Genomic DNA, 15,726 nt, shown 5'->3' with positions numbered 1-15,726 from the left:
TCGCTTCCTTTGTACTCACCCTCTCGGGCTTTCCTCCGGGCGCTTCCCTTCGGTCTTGCGTTTCCGACTCTATCAGATCTTTTCTCGATCCGATTCCCTCGGTGCTTTCCAGGTTCCCGCTTCCGCGTTTCCCTTTCCGGCGGTGCTGACTCTATCAGATCCTTTCGGGCCCGATTCCCTGTCAGCAGGGTTTGTCTTCGCGGCTGTTGGGCCGCTTCCGACGAGTGAGACTTTAGCGGATTCCCCTGCTCCCGAGCCAATCGGGGGCCGCGTCCTTTCGAACGGGGATTCCTCAATCCGTAAATACACATGCCAATGAAACGACGACAGGCGTGCTGCACGTCGAAGAGTGGTTGGTACCTGCGGAGTGGCTGTCCGGGGACCGACCGGAGTCGGCGCTCACGTCGGACAACTCGGAGAACACTACGGATCGGGTCTGGGAGTGTCAACTCAAGGGCGGACGGCACTCCTGGGGCGTAGCCTGAGGGGCATGACGACGCGTACGTGTACCCAGCTGTGGTGGGCCGCCTGACGGCGGCCGTTCTCACGTATGCACTCAACGGCCGCCGCTTCGGCGGCCGTTCCCGTTTTTCCCTCCAGAACCACCGGGGGGCGGCCGCCGGGGCGGCGGTCCCGGCCAGGAGGTGGAGGAGAGATGACACGGGTCTTCAGCGGGGTCAAGCCGACGGGGCATCTGACGCTGGGGAACTACCTGGGAGCCATGCGGCGGTGGGCTGCCGTCGACCAGCACGAGGCCGATGCCTTGTTCTGCGTCGTCGATCTGCACGCGCTGACCGTGGACCACGATCCCGCGCGGGTGTGCAGGCTGAGCCGGCAGGCGGCGACCCTGTTGCTGGCGTCCGGGCTGGATCCGGAGTTCTGCACGCTCTTCGTGCAGAGCCATGTGGACGAGCATGCGCGGCTGTCGTACGTGCTGGAGTGTGTGGCCACCGACGGTGAGATGCGGCGGATGATCCAGTACAAGGAGAAGGCCGCACGGGAGCAGCGGCGGGGCGGGAGTGTGCGGCTGTCGCTGCTGACGTATCCCGTGCTGATGGCGGCGGACATCCTGGCGTACGCGGCCGATGAGGTGCCCGTCGGCGACGATCAGGTGCAGCACGTGGAGCTGACGCGGGATCTGGCAGTGCGGTTCAACCAGCGCTACGGGCATACGTTCGTGGTGCCTCGGGCCACGCGTCCGGAGGTGGCGGCGCGGGTGATGAACCTCCAGGACCCGACGTCGAAGATGGGCAAGAGCGATGACGTCGGGCCGGGGATCGTCTATCTGCTGGACGAGCCGGACGTGGTGCGGAAGAAGGTCATGCGGGCCGTGACCGACAGTGGGCGGGAGGTCGTGTACGACCGGGAGGCCCGGCCGGGCCTCGCCAATCTGCTGGAGATTCTCGCGGCGTGCTCGGGTGGCAGTCCTGAGGAGCTGAGCGGTGCGTACGCGTCGTACGGGGACCTGAAGAAGGACGCCGCCGAGGCTGTGGTGGAGGTGCTCAGGCCCGTGCAGGAGCGGCACAAGGAGTTGTGCGCGGATCCCGCGTATGTGGAGCGCGTGCTGCGGGACGGTGCGCAGCGGGCTCGGGGGATGGCTCGGCCGACGGTGGATGCCGCTTATCGCGCGATCGGGTTGCTGCCGGCCGTGCCGGAAGCGGCGGTGGCGGACGCGGGTGGGCCCGATGTGCTGAGAGTGTGAGGGGTGCGGGCGTCGGGGATGGGCCGGCCCGGCCCCGACGCCCGCAGTGCTCAGTTGCTGTTGCCGGAGGCCAGGGCGCGGCTGCGGTCGCGGGCGGCTTCGAGGGCGGCGATGAGGGCGGCCCGTACGCCGTGGTTCTCGAGTTCCCGGATGGCGTTGATCGTCGTACCGGCGGGGGACGTGACGTTCTCGCGGAGCTTGACGGGGTGTTCGCCGCTGTCGCGGAGCATCGTCGCGGCGCCGATCGCGGACTGGACGATCAGGTCGTGGGCCTTGTCGCGGGGCAGGCCGAGGAGGATGCCGGCGTCGGTCATGGCTTCGACCAGGTAGAAGAAGTAGGCCGGGCCGGAGCCGGAGAGGGCCGTGCAGGCGTCCTGCTGGGACTCGGGGACGCGGAGTGTCTTGCCGACGGCGCCGAAGATCTCCTCGGTGTGGGCCAGGTGGTCGGCGGTGGCGTGCGTGCCGGCGGAGATGACGGACATCGCCTCGTCGACCAGGGCGGGGGTGTTCGTCATGACGCGGACGACCGGGGTGCCGGGGGCGAGGCGTTCCTCGAAGTACGCGGTGAGGATGCCGGCGGCGCCGCTGATGACCAGGCGGTCGGCGGGGACGTGGGGGGCGAGTTCGTCGAGGAGGGTGCCCATGTCCTGCGGTTTGACCGTGAGGATCAGGGTGTCGGCGATCTTCGCGGCTTCCGGGTTGGTGACCGGGGTGACGCCGTAGCGGGTGCGGAGTTCTTCGGCTCGTTCCTGGCGGCGGGTGGTGACCAGGAGGTCGGCCGGGGTCCAGCCGGCTCGGATCATTCCGCTGAGCAGGGCTTCGCCGATCTTGCCGGTGCCGAGGACTGCGACTTTCTGGGTCATGGCGCGGGGTGCCTCCGGGGGTGCGTCGTCCGGAGTACATCGTCGCATCGGGGAGGGGGTGGCGGCTTGGGTGTCCGTTGGGCGGGATACCGGTGGCGCTCCCCCGGGCGGGGTTGCCGGCTTGTGCCGTCCTGTCATGCCGTCCTGCGGCGCAGGGTCGCCGCGCCCAGGGCCAGGACCAGCAGGGCGCAGCCGGCGACGATCAGGGTGTCGCGTACGAACGTGGCGGTCATGTCGGTGTGGCGGAGGACCTCGTTCATGCCGTCCACCGCGTAGGACATGGGGAGGACGTCGGAGATGGCCTCCAGGGCGGGGTGCATGGTGTCGCGGGGCGTGAAGAGGCCGCAGAGGAGGAGCTGGGGGAAGATCACCGCCGGCATGAACTGGACCGCCTGGAATTCCGAGGCCGCGAAGGCCGAGACGAAGAGGCCGAGGGCCGTGCCGAGGAGGGCGTCGAGGAGGGCCACCAGGAGGAGGAGCCAGGGGCTGCCGGTGACGTCGAGGTCGAGGAACCAGACCGCGAGACCCGTGGCCAGGGCGGACTGGATGATCGCGAGGGTGCCGAAGGCGAGGGCGTAGCCGGCGATGAGGTCGCCTTTGCCGAGGGGCATGGCGAGGAGGCGTTCGAGGGTGCCCGAGGTGCGTTCGCGCAGGGTGGCGATGGAGGTCACCAGGAACATCGTGATCAGCGGGAAGATCCCGAGCAGGGACGCGCCGATGCCGTCGAAGGTGCGGGGGCTGCCGTCGAAGACGTAGCGCAGCAGGAACAGCATCACGCAGGGGATGAGCATCAGCAGCGCGATGGTGCGGGGGTCGTGGGTCAGCTGGCGTAGGACGCGGGTTGCGGTGGCGGTGGTGCGGGAGGGGGTCAGGGCCCGTGGCCGGGTGGGGGCGGGGGTGAACGTGGTGGTCATCGGGTCGTCTCCTTGGTGCGGGCTGCGGCCTTGGCCTCGTCGACGAGGTGGAGGAAGGCCTCTTCGACGGTCTCCGCGCCGGTGCGGGTGCGCAGGGCCTGCGGGGTGTCGTCGGCGAGGAGTTCGCCCTCGCGCATGAGGAGGAGGCGGTGGCAGCGCTCGGCTTCGTCCATGACGTGGGAGGAGACCAGGAGTGTCGCGCCTCGGCTCGCCGTGATGTCGTGGAACAGGGCCCACAGGTCGCGGCGCAGGACCGGGTCGAGGCCGACGGTCGGTTCGTCGAGGACCAGGAGTTCGGGGGTGCCGAGGAGGGCGACGGCCAGGGAGACGCGGCTGCGCTCGCCGCCGGAGAGGTTGCCGGCCAGGGCGTCCGCGTGGGTGGTGAGGTCGACGTCGGCTATCGCGCGGGTGACGTTGTCGTGGCGGCGGTCGGCGGCGGGTCGGCCGGGGTCGAGTATCGCGGCGAAGTAGTCGAGGTTCTGGCGGACGGTCAGGTCGTCGTAGACGGACGGAGCCTGGGTGACGTAGCCGATGCGGGTGCGGAGGGTGGGGTGGCCGGCGGGGTGGCCGAGGACGTCGAGGGTGCCGGTGACCTTGGCCTGGGTGCCGACGATGGCGCGCATGAGGGTGGACTTGCCGCAGCCGGAGGGGCCGAGCAGGCCCGTGATCTGGCCGCGGGGGACGGTGAAGGCGAGGTTGTGCAGGACCGTGCGGGGGCCTCGGGTGACGGTGAGGTTCTTGGCTTGGACGGCTGTGGGTTCCGTGGGTGCGGGAGTGGTGGGCGTGGTGGGGGTGTCGGCGCCCGGGCGTGGTGGGTCGGGAGCATTATTCATCATGCGATGAATAATGCTCCCGGGGGTGCGGTGCGTCAAGCAGGGGTCTTCGCCACGAGGAGGATCACGTCGTAGACCTCTTCGACCATGCCGTCCGGGAAGACGTCGAGGAGGTGCGCGCGTTCCCGCGCCAGGAAGGACGCCCTGTGGTCCTCGCCGTGTACCAGGAAGACCGAGTGGCTGCCGATGTTGGCGAGGTGAGTGTCGACCGGGATGCGGCGGCTCCAGCGGACCGTGCGGCGGGTGAAGTCCAGGCGACCGGTGGGGTCGGCGGCGCGGGCGTTGACGTTTCGCCGCTCGGCGGCCGTGTCGATGTCGAAGTGGCGTTGCGTGCGGGCGGCTGCTTCGGCGATCCACGGCACGTCCAGGGCCTCGGTGTTCCACCAGAGGGCGAGCGCGCCGCCGGGGCGCAGGACGCGGAGGGCCTCCGGGACGGATCGGGCCTGGTCGGTCCAGTGCCACGCCTGGGCGTAGGTGAGGAAGTCGACGCAGGCGTCGGCGAGGGGGAGGTCGTCGCCGGTGCCGCGAACGATCGGGACGTCGGGGAGGGTGCTGCGGAACTGGGCCGCCATGCCGTCGCCGGGTTCCACGGCGATGACGTGCGCGCCTCGGGCGTGGAGGAGGGCGGTCGCTATGCCGGTGCCGGCGCCGATGTCTGCGACGCGGGAGCCGGGAAGGGGGCGGCCGGCCAGGTCCTCTATCGCGTCGAAGAGGGCTGGGGGGTAGGAGGGGCGGTTGGCCGCGTACTGGGCCGCGGCGGTGTTGAAGGAGTGGGCGCGGGCGGTGCGGGTGGGGTGGTGTGCGGAGGGGGGTGGGGTCATACGGCCATGGTGGCCGGGGGTGGGGGTGGGGAGTGGTGAGATTTCGGTGAGAGGCCAGGGGGTTGTGCGGGGCGGCGCTCCTCGCGATGGAGCTTGCGCTTACCGGTCGATTGTGGGCCTGCGGCGGCCTGTGGCTGCCTGTGGCTGCTTCGGTGGGGGTGCGCGTGGCGCCTGCCGGGGTGCGGTGGGTCGGGGCCGTGCGCGGGTGCGGGCGCGTCTCCGCTCAGCTGCGGGCAGTCGCCTGGGAGGTGCCCCCAGGCGGCACGGGTGGGTGCGCAGCGGCACCCACCCGCTCCAGCAACGACGCCGGGCTACCGGACGGCCCCGCTGTCGCAGGTCACCCGCAGCGGGGGCGGATGTAGCCGTCGCTGCCGGTGTTGACGTAGGCGTCCGAGACGTACTGGCCGCTCGCGATGTTGTCCCAGATGGTCGTCGTGCCGTACGGGCCCGTGACGCTGGTGCCGGGTGTCTGGCAGTGGATCGGGACTCGGGAGCCCTCGGGCAGGACCTTGACGATCGGGTAGCCCGTGCCGGGACCGCTGCGGACGTTGAGGCGGACGCCCGGTGCGATCGAGAAGTAGGTGGCCGCCGCGGCCAGTGTGGTGACCAGCGGTGTGCCAGGCTCGACTGACATGAAAACCTCCCCCGTTGCACCCCATGGCTGCCATGGGGTCCCGTTGATTCCCTTGAACCACGCCATCAAACACCTGTGCGTGATTCGCCAGCGGAGGCTAGCAAGCCGCCTCTGTCCCGGACGAGGCATCGACTAGGCTCCGTGCGTCGCGCGCGCGGACGAACAGCACGGGGGTGGTCCCATGGCGCCACAGCGGAACGCCGGAGCGGGCCCGGAAGCGGAACTTCCTGAGTACGCCGGTCACTACCGTCTTGAGTCCTGTCTGGGCTCGGGCGGCATGGGGGTCGTCCATCTGGCCCGGAGTACGTCCGGGATGAAGGTCGCCGTGAAGGTCGTGCACGCGGAGTTCGCCAAGGACCCCGAGTTCAGGGGGCGTTTCCGGCAGGAGGTCGGGGCGGCCCGGCGGGTCAGCGGGGCCTTCACCGCGCCCGTCGTGGATGCCGACCCCGAGGCCGGACGGCCCTGGATGGCCACGCTGTTCATTCCGGGCCCGACCCTGGCCCAGGAGGTGAAGCGGAACGGGCCCTTGGCCCCGGCGCAGTTGCGTCGGCTGATGGCCGGGCTCGCCGAGGCGCTGCGTGACATCCACCGGGTCGGGGTCGTGCACCGGGATCTGAAGCCGAGCAACGTCCTGCTCGCCGAGGACGGGCCGAAGGTCATCGACTTCGGCATTTCCCGGCCGAAGGACAGCGAGTTGCGGACTGAGACCGGGAAGCTGATCGGTACGCCGCCCTTCATGGCGCCCGAGCAGTTCCGGCGGCCCAGGGAAGTGGGGCCCGCCGCCGATGTGTTCGCCCTCGGGTCCGTGATGGTGCACGCGGCGACCGGGCGGGGGCCGTTCGACTCGGACAGTCCCTACGTCGTCGCCTATCAGGTCGTGCACGACGAGCCCGAGCTGGCCGGAGTACCGGAAGAGCTGGTGCCGCTCGTGCTGCGGTGTCTGGCCAAGGAACCCGAGGACCGGCCCTCCCCCGACGAGTTGATGCGGGAACTGCGGTCGGTGGCCGCCTCGTACGACACGCAGTCGTTCATACCGGCGCAAGCCGTGGACGGGGCGGAGGAGGAGGCGCCGGCGGCTGTCGCGGAGCAGGGCGGCGGGGGCGTGGAGCCGTCGCGTCGGTCCAGGGTGCGGCTCGGTAAGCGGGCCGCCCTGGGTGCCGGGGCTCTCGGGCTGGCCGTCGTCGGTGCGCTGGCGGCCGTTCCGCTGCTCGGGGGCGGCGGGCCGGCGCACGAGGTCGCCGTCGCTCCGCGGACCACGGCGGCCGCGTTCTCCGCGTGGGAGGCGCCGCCGTTGTCCGGGAAGAGCATGCCTCAGTGTGCGTACGCGGCGGGGACGTTGCTGTGTGCGCAGACCGGGCTGGTCTTCGCCCTCGATCCTGTCGACGGGCGGCTGCTGTGGCGGCATCCTCTGGACGCGGGCGGGCCGCCGAGCGGGGCTCCGGTCGTGTCGGGCGGGCTCGTGCCGGCGGGGCTCGGCCAGGGGCGGCGGGTGGCGATGCTCGATCCCGGCTCGGGTGACGTGGAGCGTCGGCAGGAACTGCCCGCGTACGGGGGGCTGCGGGCCGTCGGCGGCATGCTGCTGCTCACCGCGTCCGACGGGACGGTGAGCGGGGTGGAGAGCGCCTCGGGCGAGGTGAGGTGGAGCCATCGGATTCCCGGGCAGGACGTGCCGTATTTCGTCTCGTTCCCCGGAGATCCGCTGGCTTACGCGGCGAGCGTGTCGGGTGACGGGTCCGGCACGACGGTCACGGCAGTGGATCCGGGCACGGGTGACGTGCAGTGGGACGCGCGGCTCAAGGGGGCGCTGCGGCCTGTCGGGGCGGTGGACGGGGCGGTCGTGTTCGTGGCGGTCGACGCCGTGCGGGGGGATGCGCGGGCCGTGGTCCGTTACGACCCGGAGCGCCGGGCGAGTGTGCGAGTGCCGTTGCGTGTTCCGTTGCAGCAGGTGGCGGGGAGTGTGCACGGGGACGTCGTGCACCTCATGGCGACGGGCGGGGCGCTGGTCGCCGTCGATCTGGAGGCGCGCAGGCAGCGGTGGAGTCTGGAGACGGGTGTCGTCCGGGGGTCGACGCCGGTCGCCGACGACCGGTACGTGTACGTCACCGCGCCGGACGGGCGGCTGCTCGCCGTCGACGCGCGGCGCGGGAAGCTCGTCGGGCAGACGTCTCCGCGGCTGGGCGACCGCTCGGACCGGGTTCCGGCCGCGCTTCCCGAGCCCGTGCTCGTGGGCGACCGTGTCTATGCCGGTGCGCCGGACGGGTCCGTCTTCGCCGTGAGCGGGCGTGATCCGTCTCAGTGGTAGGGCGTGACCGGCCTGTGCGCAAGGGCCGCACCCGGAGACCGGGTGCGGCCCTTGCGCATGCTCAGCCCAGCTTCGTGACGTCTCGCACGGCGCCCTTGTCGGCGCTGGTCGCCATCGCCGCGTAGGCCCGCAGCGCCGCCGAGACCTTGCGGTCGCGGTTCTTCGGGGCGTACGCGCCGTTCAGCGCCTGCTCGCGGCGGGCCAGCTCGGCGTCGTCGACGAGGAGTTCGATGGTGCGGTTCGGGATGTCGATGCGGATGCGGTCACCGTCCTCGACGAGGGCGATGGTGCCGCCGGCGGCGGCCTCGGGCGAGGCGTGGCCGATGGAGAGGCCGGACGTGCCGCCGGAGAAGCGGCCGTCGGTGATCAGGGCGCAGGTCTTGCCGAGGCCGCGGCCCTTCAGGTACGAGGTCGGGTAGAGCATCTCCTGCATGCCGGGGCCGCCCTTGGGGCCCTCGTAGCGGATGACGACGACGTCGCCCTCCTTGATCTGCTTCAGCAGGATCTTCTCGACGGCCTCCTCCTGCGACTCGCAGACGACCGCCGGGCCCTCGAACGTCCAGATCGACTCGTCGACGCCGGCCGTCTTCACCACGCAGCCGTCGACCGCGAGGTTGCCCTTGAGGACCGCGAGGCCGCCGTCCTTGGAGTACGCGTGCTCCACGGAGCGGATGCAGCCGCCCTCCGCGTCCTCGTCGAGGGCCTCCCAGCGCTCGGACTGGGAGAAGGCCTCGGCGGAGCGGACGCAGCCGGGGGCCGCGTGCCAGAGCTCGACCGCCTCGGGGGACGGCGAACCGCCGCGCACGTCCCAGGTCTTCAGCCAGTCGGACAGGGACGGGCTGTGGACCGCGTGCACGTCCTCGTTGAGCAGGCCCGCGCGGTGCAGCTCGCCGAGGAGGGCGGGGATGCCGCCGGCGCGGTGCACGTCCTCCATGTAGTACGTACGGTCCTTGGCGACGTTCGGCGCCACCTTGGCCAGGCAGGGCACCCGGCGGGAGACCGCGTCGATCTCCTCCAGGCCGAAGGGGACACCGGCCTCCTGGGCCGCGGCCAGCAGGTGCAGGATCGTGTTGGTGGAGCCGCCCATCGCGATGTCGAGGGCCATCGCGTTCTCGAAGGCCGCGAACGAGGCGACGTCGCGCGGCAGGACCGTCTCGTCGTCCTGCTCGTAGTAGCGGCGGGTGATGTCCATGACCGTGTTGGCGGCGTCCACGTACAGCTGCTTGCGGGCCGTGTGGGTGGCCAGGACCGAGCCGTTGCCGGGGAGGGAGAGGCCGATGGCTTCGGTGAGGCAGTTCATCGAGTTGGCGGTGAACATGCCGGAGCAGCTGCCGCAGGTCGGACAGGCGTTCTCCTCGATGCGGAGGATGTCCTCGTCCGAGATCTTCTCGTTCACGGCCTCGGACATGGCGTCGACCAGGTCGAGCGTGCGGACCGTGCCGTCGACGAGCGTGGCCCGGCCGGACTCCATCGGGCCGCCGGAGACGAACACCGTCGGGATGTTCAGGCGCAGGGCCGCGTTGAGCATGCCCGGGGTGATCTTGTCGCAGTTGGAGATGCAGATCAGGGCGTCGGCGCAGTGGGCCTCGACCATGTACTCCACGCTGTCCGCGATCAGGTCGCGGGAGGGGAGGCTGTAGAGCATGCCGCCGTGGCCCATGGCGATGCCGTCGTCGACGGCGATCGTGTTGAACTCGCGCGGGATGCCGCCGGCCTCGACGATCGCCTCGCTGACGATCCGGCCGACCGGCTGGAGGTGGGTGTGGCCCGGCACGAACTCCGTGAAGCTGTTGGCGACCGCGATGATCGGCTTGCGGCCGATGTCCGCACCGGGTACACCGGAGGCGCGCATAAGGGCGCGGGCGCCCGCCATGTTGCGGCCGTGGGTGACTGTGCGGGACCTCAGCTCGGGCATCGTCGCTCGCTCCTTCAGAGACGGCGTCAGAGGATTCGGAGATTTCTGACTGCTACCGAGCGTACGCCGGTCATCCAGAGGGCGGGACGGAGTGTCCGGAATGCGGGACGCGTATCTCGGCCGACGGCGCTTCAGGGTCCGGTGAGGTGGCCCTGTACGACCGGTGCGAGGCGCGCGATGATCTGCTCCGGGTCCGCCGAGGCCAGCGGCTCGATCTTGATGACGTACCGCAGCATCGCGGTGCCCACCAGCTGGGCGGCGGCGAGCTCGGCCCGCAGTTCGGCGTCCGGCAGGTCCAGTCGTCCCGCGATGCGGCGCAGCAGCTGGGTGGCGACGATACGGCGGAAGACGGCGGCCGCCGTGTCGTTGGTGACGGCGGAGCGCACTATGGCGAGCAGGGGCGCACGGGTCGCCGGGTTCTCCCAGACGCCGAAGAAGAAGCGGGCCAGGCGCTCCCCGACGCCGTCGAGGGGGCCCTCCTCGATGGCCTTCGGTGCGTCGAGGGCGGGTCCGAAGGACAGGGTGATCGCCGCCTCGAAGACCTGATCCTTCGTCCCGAAGTAGTGGTGCACGAGCGCCGGGTCGACCTTGGCCGCCTTGGCGATGCCGCGTACGGACGTCTTCTCGTAGCCGCGCTCGGAGAACTCCTCGCGGGCGGCGGTCAGGATCCGGTCCCGGGTGCCGCCCGACTGTGTGCGCGGGGGGCGGCCTCGGCGGCGGGGGGTGGGGGCTGTGTCGGGGTTGGGGGTGGGGTTGGGCCCCGGGCCGGGGTCGGGGGTGGTGTCGGGGCCGCGAGTGGGGTCGGGGCCGGGGGCAGTACCGGTGCCCGTGTCGGGGTTCGGGGTGGTGCCGGGCCCCGGACCCGGGCTGGAGTTGGTGCCGTCCCCCGGCCCAGTGCCGGAGCCGGTCCCCGGACCGGTCCCGGTGCCTGCGCCGGAACCAGTGCCGGCGCCGGCCCCCATGCCGGAGCCAGTCCCCATGCCGGAGCCAGTCCCCCTGCCGGAGCCGGTCCCAGAGCCAGTCCCCCCGCCAGAGCCGCGGCCGGTCCCGGTCCGGGAACCGGGGGCGTTCGAGGGGTCGGCCGGGGGCTGGTCGTTCATCGCCTCTGTACCTTCGCCGCCGAGGCCAGGTGCAGGCGTGTGAAGGCCAGTGCCTCCGCCAGATCGGCCTCCCGCTCCGCGCTCGACATGGCGCGGCGGGTGTTGACCTCGATCACGACATGGCCGTCGAAGCCGGTCAGGGCGAGCCGTTCCAGGACCTCGGCGCAGGGCTGGGTGCCTCGGCCGGGCACGAGGTGCTCGTCCTTGGCCGAGCCCCGGCCGTCGGCGAGGTGGACGTGTCCCAGGCGGTCGCCCATGCGGTCGACCATGTCCAGCGCGTCGGAGCGGGCCGTCGCGGTGTGGCTGAGGTCGATCGTGAAGTGGCGGTAGTCGTCCTTCGTCACGTCCCAGTCGGGGGCGTACGCGAGCATCTCGCGGTCGCGGTAGCGCCAGGGGTACATGTTCTCGACGGCGAACCGTACGTCCGTCTCGTTCGCCATGCGCCAGATGCCCGCGACGAAGTCCCTGGCGTACTGGCGCTGCCAGCGGAACGGGGGGTGGACGACGACCGTGCTCGCGTCGAGCTTCTCGGCCGCCGCGCGGGCCCGCTGGAGCTTGGTCCAGGGGTCCGTGGACCAGACGCGCTGCGTGATGAGCAGGCAGGGGGCGTGGACGGCCAGGACCGGGATCTGGTGGTAGTCGCTGAGTCTGCGCAGGGCTTCGATGTCCTGGCTCACGGGGTCGGTCCAGACCATGACCTCGACTCCGTCGTAGCCGAGGCGCGCGGCGATCTCGAAGGCCGTGGCCGTCGACTCCGGGTAGACCGAGGCCGTCGACAGGGCGACCTTCGCGTCCGGGATCCTTACGGCTGGCTCTGCCATGCAGGACAGATTACGGGGTGTGGTCGGGGTGGAGCGGGGTGCCTATTCGCCGTTGTGGTGTTTGCCATAGACGGGTGCGGCTCCGCGCCCTCCCCGAGGGCTCACACCGAATCCATGTGATCCAGGCGGCGCAGGATCACGCCCTCCCTGAGTGCCCAGGGGCAGATCTCCAGGCGCTCCACGCCGAAGAGGTCCATCGCGGCCTCGGCCACCAGGGCGCCCGCCAGCAGCTGGCCCGCCCTGCCCTCCGAGACGCCCGGGAGCTCGGCTCGTTCCGCCTCCGTCATGCCGGCCAGCCTCGGCACCCAGCCCTCCAGGGACTCCCGCTTGAGTTCCCGCTGGACGTAGAGGCCCTCGGCGGAGCGGGCGGCTCCGGCGATGCGGGCGAGCTGCTTGAAGGTCTTGGACGTGGCGACGACGCGGTCGGGCGGGCCGAAGCGGCTGAACTCGCCGACCGTGCGGGCGACCTCGGTACGGACGTGCCGGCGCAGCGCCCGTACGTCGTCCGGGGCGGGCGGGTCGCCGGGCAGCCAGCCGGCGGTGAGGCGGCCTGCGCCCAGCGGCAGGGACGCGGCCGCGTCGGGCTCCTCGTCGATGCCGTAGGCGATCTCCAGGGAGCCGCCGCCGATGTCCAGGACCAGCAGTTTCCCGGCCGACCAGCCGAACCAGCGGCGGGCGGCGAGGAAGGTGAGGCGGGCCTCCTCCTCGCCGGTGAGGACCTGGAGCTCGACGCCGGTCTCGGTGCGCACGCGCGCGAGGACGTCGTCGGCGTTGCGGGCCTCGCGCACGGCGGAGGTGGCGAACGGCAGGAGATCCTCGACGCCCTTGTCCTCGGCGGCCTGGAGTGCCTCGTGGACGACCGAGACCAGCCGGTCGACGCCCTGGGGGCCGATCGCGCCGTCGTCGAGGAGCTGGGCGAGGCGCAGTTCCGCCTTGTGCGAGTGCGCGGGCAACGGGCACGCGCCGGGATGCGCGTCCACCACGAGCAGATGCACCGTGTTCGATCCCACGTCGAGGACACCGAGTCTCATGCCCAGAACGCTACTGCCAGCTGTGCCGTCCGCCGTCCTCGGTGGGGGGACAAGGCCCGTACCCTGGACTCGTGCCAAAGACGAAAAAGGCGAAGCGCGACAAATCATCGGGCGTCCCGCGGCCCGGCGAGCAGGGCCGCGAGAAGAAGGGTCCCGACGAGAAGGGCCCCGACGAGAAGGGCCTCGACTTCGCCCGCGCGTGGGTGGAGTTTCCTGATCCGGCGGACGACGAGCAGGTCTTCCGCTGCGATCTGACCTGGCTGACCTCTCGCTGGAACTGCATCTTCGGCAGCGGCTGCCAGGGCATCCAGGCCGGCCGCGCGGACGACGGGTGCTGCACGCTGGGTGCCCACTTCTCCGACGAGGACGACGAGAAGCGGGTCGCCGAGCATGTGGCGAGGCTCACCCCGGACATCTGGCAGCACCATGCCGAGGGCACGAGCAACGGCTGGATCTCCGAGGACGAGGACGGCGACCGGCAGACGCGTCCCTTCCAGGGCTCGTGCATCTTCCAGAACCGGCCCGGCTTCCCGGGCGGCGCGGGCTGCTCGCTGCACATCCTCGCGCTGAAGGAGGGCCGCGAGCCGCTGGAGACCAAGCCGGACGTGTGCTGGCAGCTGCCGGTGCGGCGGACCTACGAGTGGATCGACCGGCCCGACGACACGCGTGTGCTCCAGGTGTCGATCGGTGAGTACGACCGGCGGGGCTGGGGGCCGGGCGGCCACGATCTGCACTGGTGGTGCACCTCGGCGACCTCGGCGCACGGCGCGGGCGAGCCGGTGTACGTCTCCTATCGGCCGGAGCTGATCGAGCTCATGGGCAAGGCCGGCTACGACCGGCTGGTGGAGCTGTGCGAGGAGCGGCTGGCCTCGCAGCTGCCGCTGCTGGCACCGCATCCGGCCGATCCGGTCGGCTGACCGTCTGTCGCACTGACCGTCTGTCGCACTGACCGTCTATTGCGTGGACGGGCTCGGGTCGCCGCTGTCGTAGGGCGGGGGCGTCGAGCCCGTCGGGTCGGACGGGCCCGGGTCCGTGGGGGTGGGGTCCGGGTCGGGTGACGGGGGCGGGGTGGTCGGCGCCGGGTCCGGCGGGGCCGAGGTCGTGGGCGTCGGGTCGGGCCGGGTCGGAGGCGGGTCGCCCGGGTCGCTGGGGCGGGGGTCCGGTCGCGGGCCGGGGTCGGAGGGGCTGGGCGCGGTGCCGAAGCCCTCGATGTGGACGACGGCGTCCGCCGGTGCGACCGCCACCTGCGCGTACCAGGAGCCGGAGGGCTCCCGCAGATGGTCGACGTACACCTTGATCGTGAACGACTCGCCGGGCCGGAGCGTTCCCGAGGACTGGCTCAGGTAGAGCCAGTCCGCTCCGGTGGACGCCGACCAGCGGACCGGGGCCGGGCCCGTGGCGGTGAGGGTGATGAGGGTCGTGTCGCCGCTGTGGTCCGCTGTGACGTCCAGGGCGCTCGCACGGCCGGCGCCGGCGACGCCGAGGACCTCCACGGAGACGTCGGCCTTGCCGTCCTCGCCGAAGCGGGGACCGGGCCTGGTGCTCGCGTTGCCGGTGTTCTCGTAGCCGCCGCCGGCCATCTCGCCTTCCAGGGCGAACGGGTCGTCCACCTCGCGTGCGGAGGCGGAGCGGCCGTCCTGGGCCTCGCCGACGGGGGTGCCCCGGTAGGCGGCCCACAGGGCGAGCACGGGGGCGGCGACGACGGTGGCGACGACGGTCGTCGTGACGGCACGCGCGCGCAGGCGGTCCCTTCGGGCCGCGCGGTCCTTGGGGTCCATGGGGAAGCCGCGCCGGTCGAAGCGGGGTCCGGCGCCACGCGCGCGTGGGTGATGGGCCATGGCGATGTGCAGGGCCGCGCGCGGAGCGGACAGGACGGGGAGTTCGGCGGGGGTGACGCTGGTGCCGGGCCAGCGGCCGGGGATGGCGCGCTCGGCGGTGCGGCGGCAGCGCGGGCAGTCGTCGACGTGCCGGACGAGTTCGCGGCGCAGGGCCGTGCCGAGCACGGGCCGGTCGTCACCGACGAGGTGCGCGACGCTCGGGCACGCCCCGGTCTCGACGACGGCGAGGGCCGCACGCGTGCGTTCCACCTCGCAGGCGGCGGAGGCCAGCAGGTCGCGGGCGGCGGCCGGGTCCATGCCCAGGACGGCGGCGACCTCGTGGGCGGCAAGGTGGTGGCGCACGGCCAGTTCGAGCGCCTCGCGCTGCTCCGGGGTGGTGCCGGCGGCCTCCGGCCAGGCCAGCAGGGCCAGTTCGCGCCGCCGCCGCTCCTGGACCTCCTCGGAGACGGCCGGGCCGGACGGCCGGACGGCGCGCCGGGGGCGGCCCGCGGCGTGGCTGCTCTGACGTTTCTGCTTGGCCTCGGCCAGCTTGCGCAGGCACGCCCAGCGGGCCAGCGCGTACAGCCACGCCCGGCGGTCGGCGGGGGCCTCGGGGACGTGCCGGCCGCGGCGTTCGGCGAGGGCCAGGGCGTCGCCCAGGGCGGCGGTCGCGGCCTCGTGGTCGCACAGCACGGACAGGCAGTAGGTGAACAGGCCGTCCAGGTAGGGCTCGTAGCGCGCGGGCGGCCGCTGCGCCAGCGTGCGCGCCGCCCCGCGGTCACGCCCTTCCCGGTGCGCCCGGTGCGGGTCGGCCGTGCGGGTGGAGCGGGTCGAGATCTCCGGAGTACTGCTCATCATTCGGCGACCGTAGGCGGCCGGGAGTGGCACCTTCTGGCGGCTTGAGCACATTTAATCCGTACGGGTGAAACGATCCCTCAATCGGGGACATGAACCAGTGGTTCCGCCGCTGGCG

The 15,726-nt window shown here is 72.0% G+C and carries 12 protein-coding genes and 1 pseudogene; 3 read left to right on the top strand and 10 right to left on the bottom strand.

From position 1 onward, the window contains the following. The first annotated feature begins 655 nt into the window (after window positions 1–655). Entirely contained in the window at window positions 656–1,702 is a 1,047-nt protein-coding gene (trpS, locus tag ACFZDA_RS27470) for a tryptophan--tRNA ligase (RefSeq protein ID WP_391086484.1), read from the top strand. Window positions 1,703–1,752: 50 nt separating this feature from the next. Here trpS and proC read toward each other — a convergent pair whose 3' ends face one another. The 5 genes from proC to ACFZDA_RS27445 all read right to left on the bottom strand — a co-directional run bounded on the left by proC (window position 1,753) and on the right by ACFZDA_RS27445 (window position 5,767). Then, window positions 1,753–2,565, bottom strand: coding sequence for a pyrroline-5-carboxylate reductase (proC, locus tag ACFZDA_RS27465; RefSeq protein WP_391086482.1), 813 nt, complete (start codon window positions 2,563–2,565; stop codon window positions 1,753–1,755). A gap of 134 nt (window positions 2,566–2,699) precedes the next feature. Further along, window positions 2,700–3,479, bottom strand: a complete 780-nt coding sequence (locus ACFZDA_RS27460; RefSeq protein WP_391086480.1) for an ABC transporter permease — start codon at window positions 3,477–3,479, stop codon at window positions 2,700–2,702. Continuing rightward, window positions 3,476–4,315, bottom strand: coding sequence for an ATP-binding cassette domain-containing protein (locus tag ACFZDA_RS27455; RefSeq protein WP_391086478.1), 840 nt, complete (start codon window positions 4,313–4,315; stop codon window positions 3,476–3,478). Before ACFZDA_RS27455 ends, ACFZDA_RS27460 begins: the two co-directional genes overlap by 4 nt. A gap of 32 nt (window positions 4,316–4,347) precedes the next feature. Continuing rightward, window positions 4,348–5,133 (bottom strand): methyltransferase domain-containing protein, encoded by a 786-nt coding sequence (locus ACFZDA_RS27450; protein WP_391086476.1) that lies wholly within the window; start codon window positions 5,131–5,133, stop codon window positions 4,348–4,350. A gap of 337 nt (window positions 5,134–5,470) precedes the next feature. Then, on the bottom strand, window positions 5,471–5,767 hold the full coding sequence (locus tag ACFZDA_RS27445; protein ID WP_391086474.1) for an SH3 domain-containing protein: 297 nt from the start codon (window positions 5,765–5,767) through the stop codon (window positions 5,471–5,473). Window positions 5,768–5,948: 181 nt separating this feature from the next. Here ACFZDA_RS27445 and ACFZDA_RS27440 point away from each other — a divergent pair, with 181 nt between their 5' ends. Next, window positions 5,949–8,069 carry a PQQ-binding-like beta-propeller repeat protein gene (locus ACFZDA_RS27440; protein ID WP_391086472.1) on the top strand — a complete coding sequence of 707 codons (2,121 nt, stop codon included), beginning with the start codon at window positions 5,949–5,951 and terminating at the stop codon, window positions 8,067–8,069. A gap of 61 nt (window positions 8,070–8,130) precedes the next feature. Here ACFZDA_RS27440 and ilvD read toward each other — a convergent pair whose 3' ends face one another. From ilvD to ACFZDA_RS27420, 4 genes and pseudogenes are all read right to left on the bottom strand, one after another. Further along, window positions 8,131–9,984, bottom strand: a complete 1,854-nt coding sequence (gene ilvD / locus ACFZDA_RS27435) for a dihydroxy-acid dehydratase (RefSeq protein ID WP_391086470.1) — start codon at window positions 9,982–9,984, stop codon at window positions 8,131–8,133. A gap of 131 nt (window positions 9,985–10,115) precedes the next feature. After that, a pseudogene (locus ACFZDA_RS27430) lies at window positions 10,116–10,718 on the bottom strand (TetR family transcriptional regulator); the annotation flags it as partial. 362 nt (window positions 10,719–11,080) lie between these two features. Further along, on the bottom strand, window positions 11,081–11,905 hold the full coding sequence (locus ACFZDA_RS27425) for a TIM barrel protein (RefSeq protein ID WP_391086468.1): 825 nt from the start codon (window positions 11,903–11,905) through the stop codon (window positions 11,081–11,083). A gap of 101 nt (window positions 11,906–12,006) precedes the next feature. Next, window positions 12,007–12,936, bottom strand: a complete 930-nt coding sequence (locus ACFZDA_RS27420; RefSeq protein WP_391086466.1) for a Ppx/GppA family phosphatase — start codon at window positions 12,934–12,936, stop codon at window positions 12,007–12,009. Window positions 12,937–13,007: 71 nt separating this feature from the next. Between ACFZDA_RS27420 and ACFZDA_RS27415 the strand changes: the two genes are divergently transcribed. Beyond that, the gene (locus tag ACFZDA_RS27415; protein ID WP_391086464.1) at window positions 13,008–13,853 is read left to right on the top strand and encodes a hypothetical protein; all 846 of its coding nucleotides are present in this window, start codon (window positions 13,008–13,010) and stop codon (window positions 13,851–13,853) included. A gap of 36 nt (window positions 13,854–13,889) precedes the next feature. Here ACFZDA_RS27415 and ACFZDA_RS27410 read toward each other — a convergent pair whose 3' ends face one another. Further along, complete coding sequence (locus tag ACFZDA_RS27410) at window positions 13,890–15,611, bottom strand: hypothetical protein (RefSeq protein WP_391086462.1); 1,722 nt, start codon at window positions 15,609–15,611, stop codon at window positions 13,890–13,892. Between the last annotated feature and the right edge of the window lie 115 nt (window positions 15,612–15,726).

Source organism: Streptomyces sp. NPDC007991 (assembly GCF_042958445.1).
Lineage (GTDB): Bacteria > Actinomycetota > Actinomycetes > Streptomycetales > Streptomycetaceae > Streptomyces.
This window is presented reverse-complemented; position numbering and strand designations above follow the sequence as displayed.

What these genes read in the sequence shown, in the direction of transcription:
- ACFZDA_RS27425 (WP_391086468.1), bottom strand. Translation starts at nt 11,905, where the DNA reads ATGGCAGAGCCAGCCGTAAGGATCCCGGACGCGAAGGTCGCCCTGTCG.
- ACFZDA_RS27410 (WP_391086462.1), bottom strand. Translation starts at nt 15,611, where the DNA reads ATGATGAGCAGTACTCCGGAGATCTCGACCCGCTCCACCCGCACGGCC.
- ACFZDA_RS27420 (WP_391086466.1), bottom strand. Translation starts at nt 12,936, where the DNA reads ATGAGACTCGGTGTCCTCGACGTGGGATCGAACACGGTGCATCTGCTC.
- ACFZDA_RS27460 (WP_391086480.1), bottom strand. Translation starts at nt 3,479, where the DNA reads ATGACCACCACGTTCACCCCCGCCCCCACCCGGCCACGGGCCCTGACC.
- trpS (WP_391086484.1), top strand. Translation starts at nt 656, where the DNA reads ATGACACGGGTCTTCAGCGGGGTCAAGCCGACGGGGCATCTGACGCTG.
- ACFZDA_RS27445 (WP_391086474.1), bottom strand. Translation starts at nt 5,767, where the DNA reads ATGTCAGTCGAGCCTGGCACACCGCTGGTCACCACACTGGCCGCGGCG.
- ACFZDA_RS27455 (WP_391086478.1), bottom strand. Translation starts at nt 4,315, where the DNA reads ATGATGAATAATGCTCCCGACCCACCACGCCCGGGCGCCGACACCCCC.
- proC (WP_391086482.1), bottom strand. Translation starts at nt 2,565, where the DNA reads ATGACCCAGAAAGTCGCAGTCCTCGGCACCGGCAAGATCGGCGAAGCC.
- ACFZDA_RS27450 (WP_391086476.1), bottom strand. Translation starts at nt 5,133, where the DNA reads ATGACCCCACCCCCCTCCGCACACCACCCCACCCGCACCGCCCGCGCC.
- ilvD (WP_391086470.1), bottom strand. Translation starts at nt 9,984, where the DNA reads ATGCCCGAGCTGAGGTCCCGCACAGTCACCCACGGCCGCAACATGGCG.
- ACFZDA_RS27440 (WP_391086472.1), top strand. Translation starts at nt 5,949, where the DNA reads ATGGCGCCACAGCGGAACGCCGGAGCGGGCCCGGAAGCGGAACTTCCT.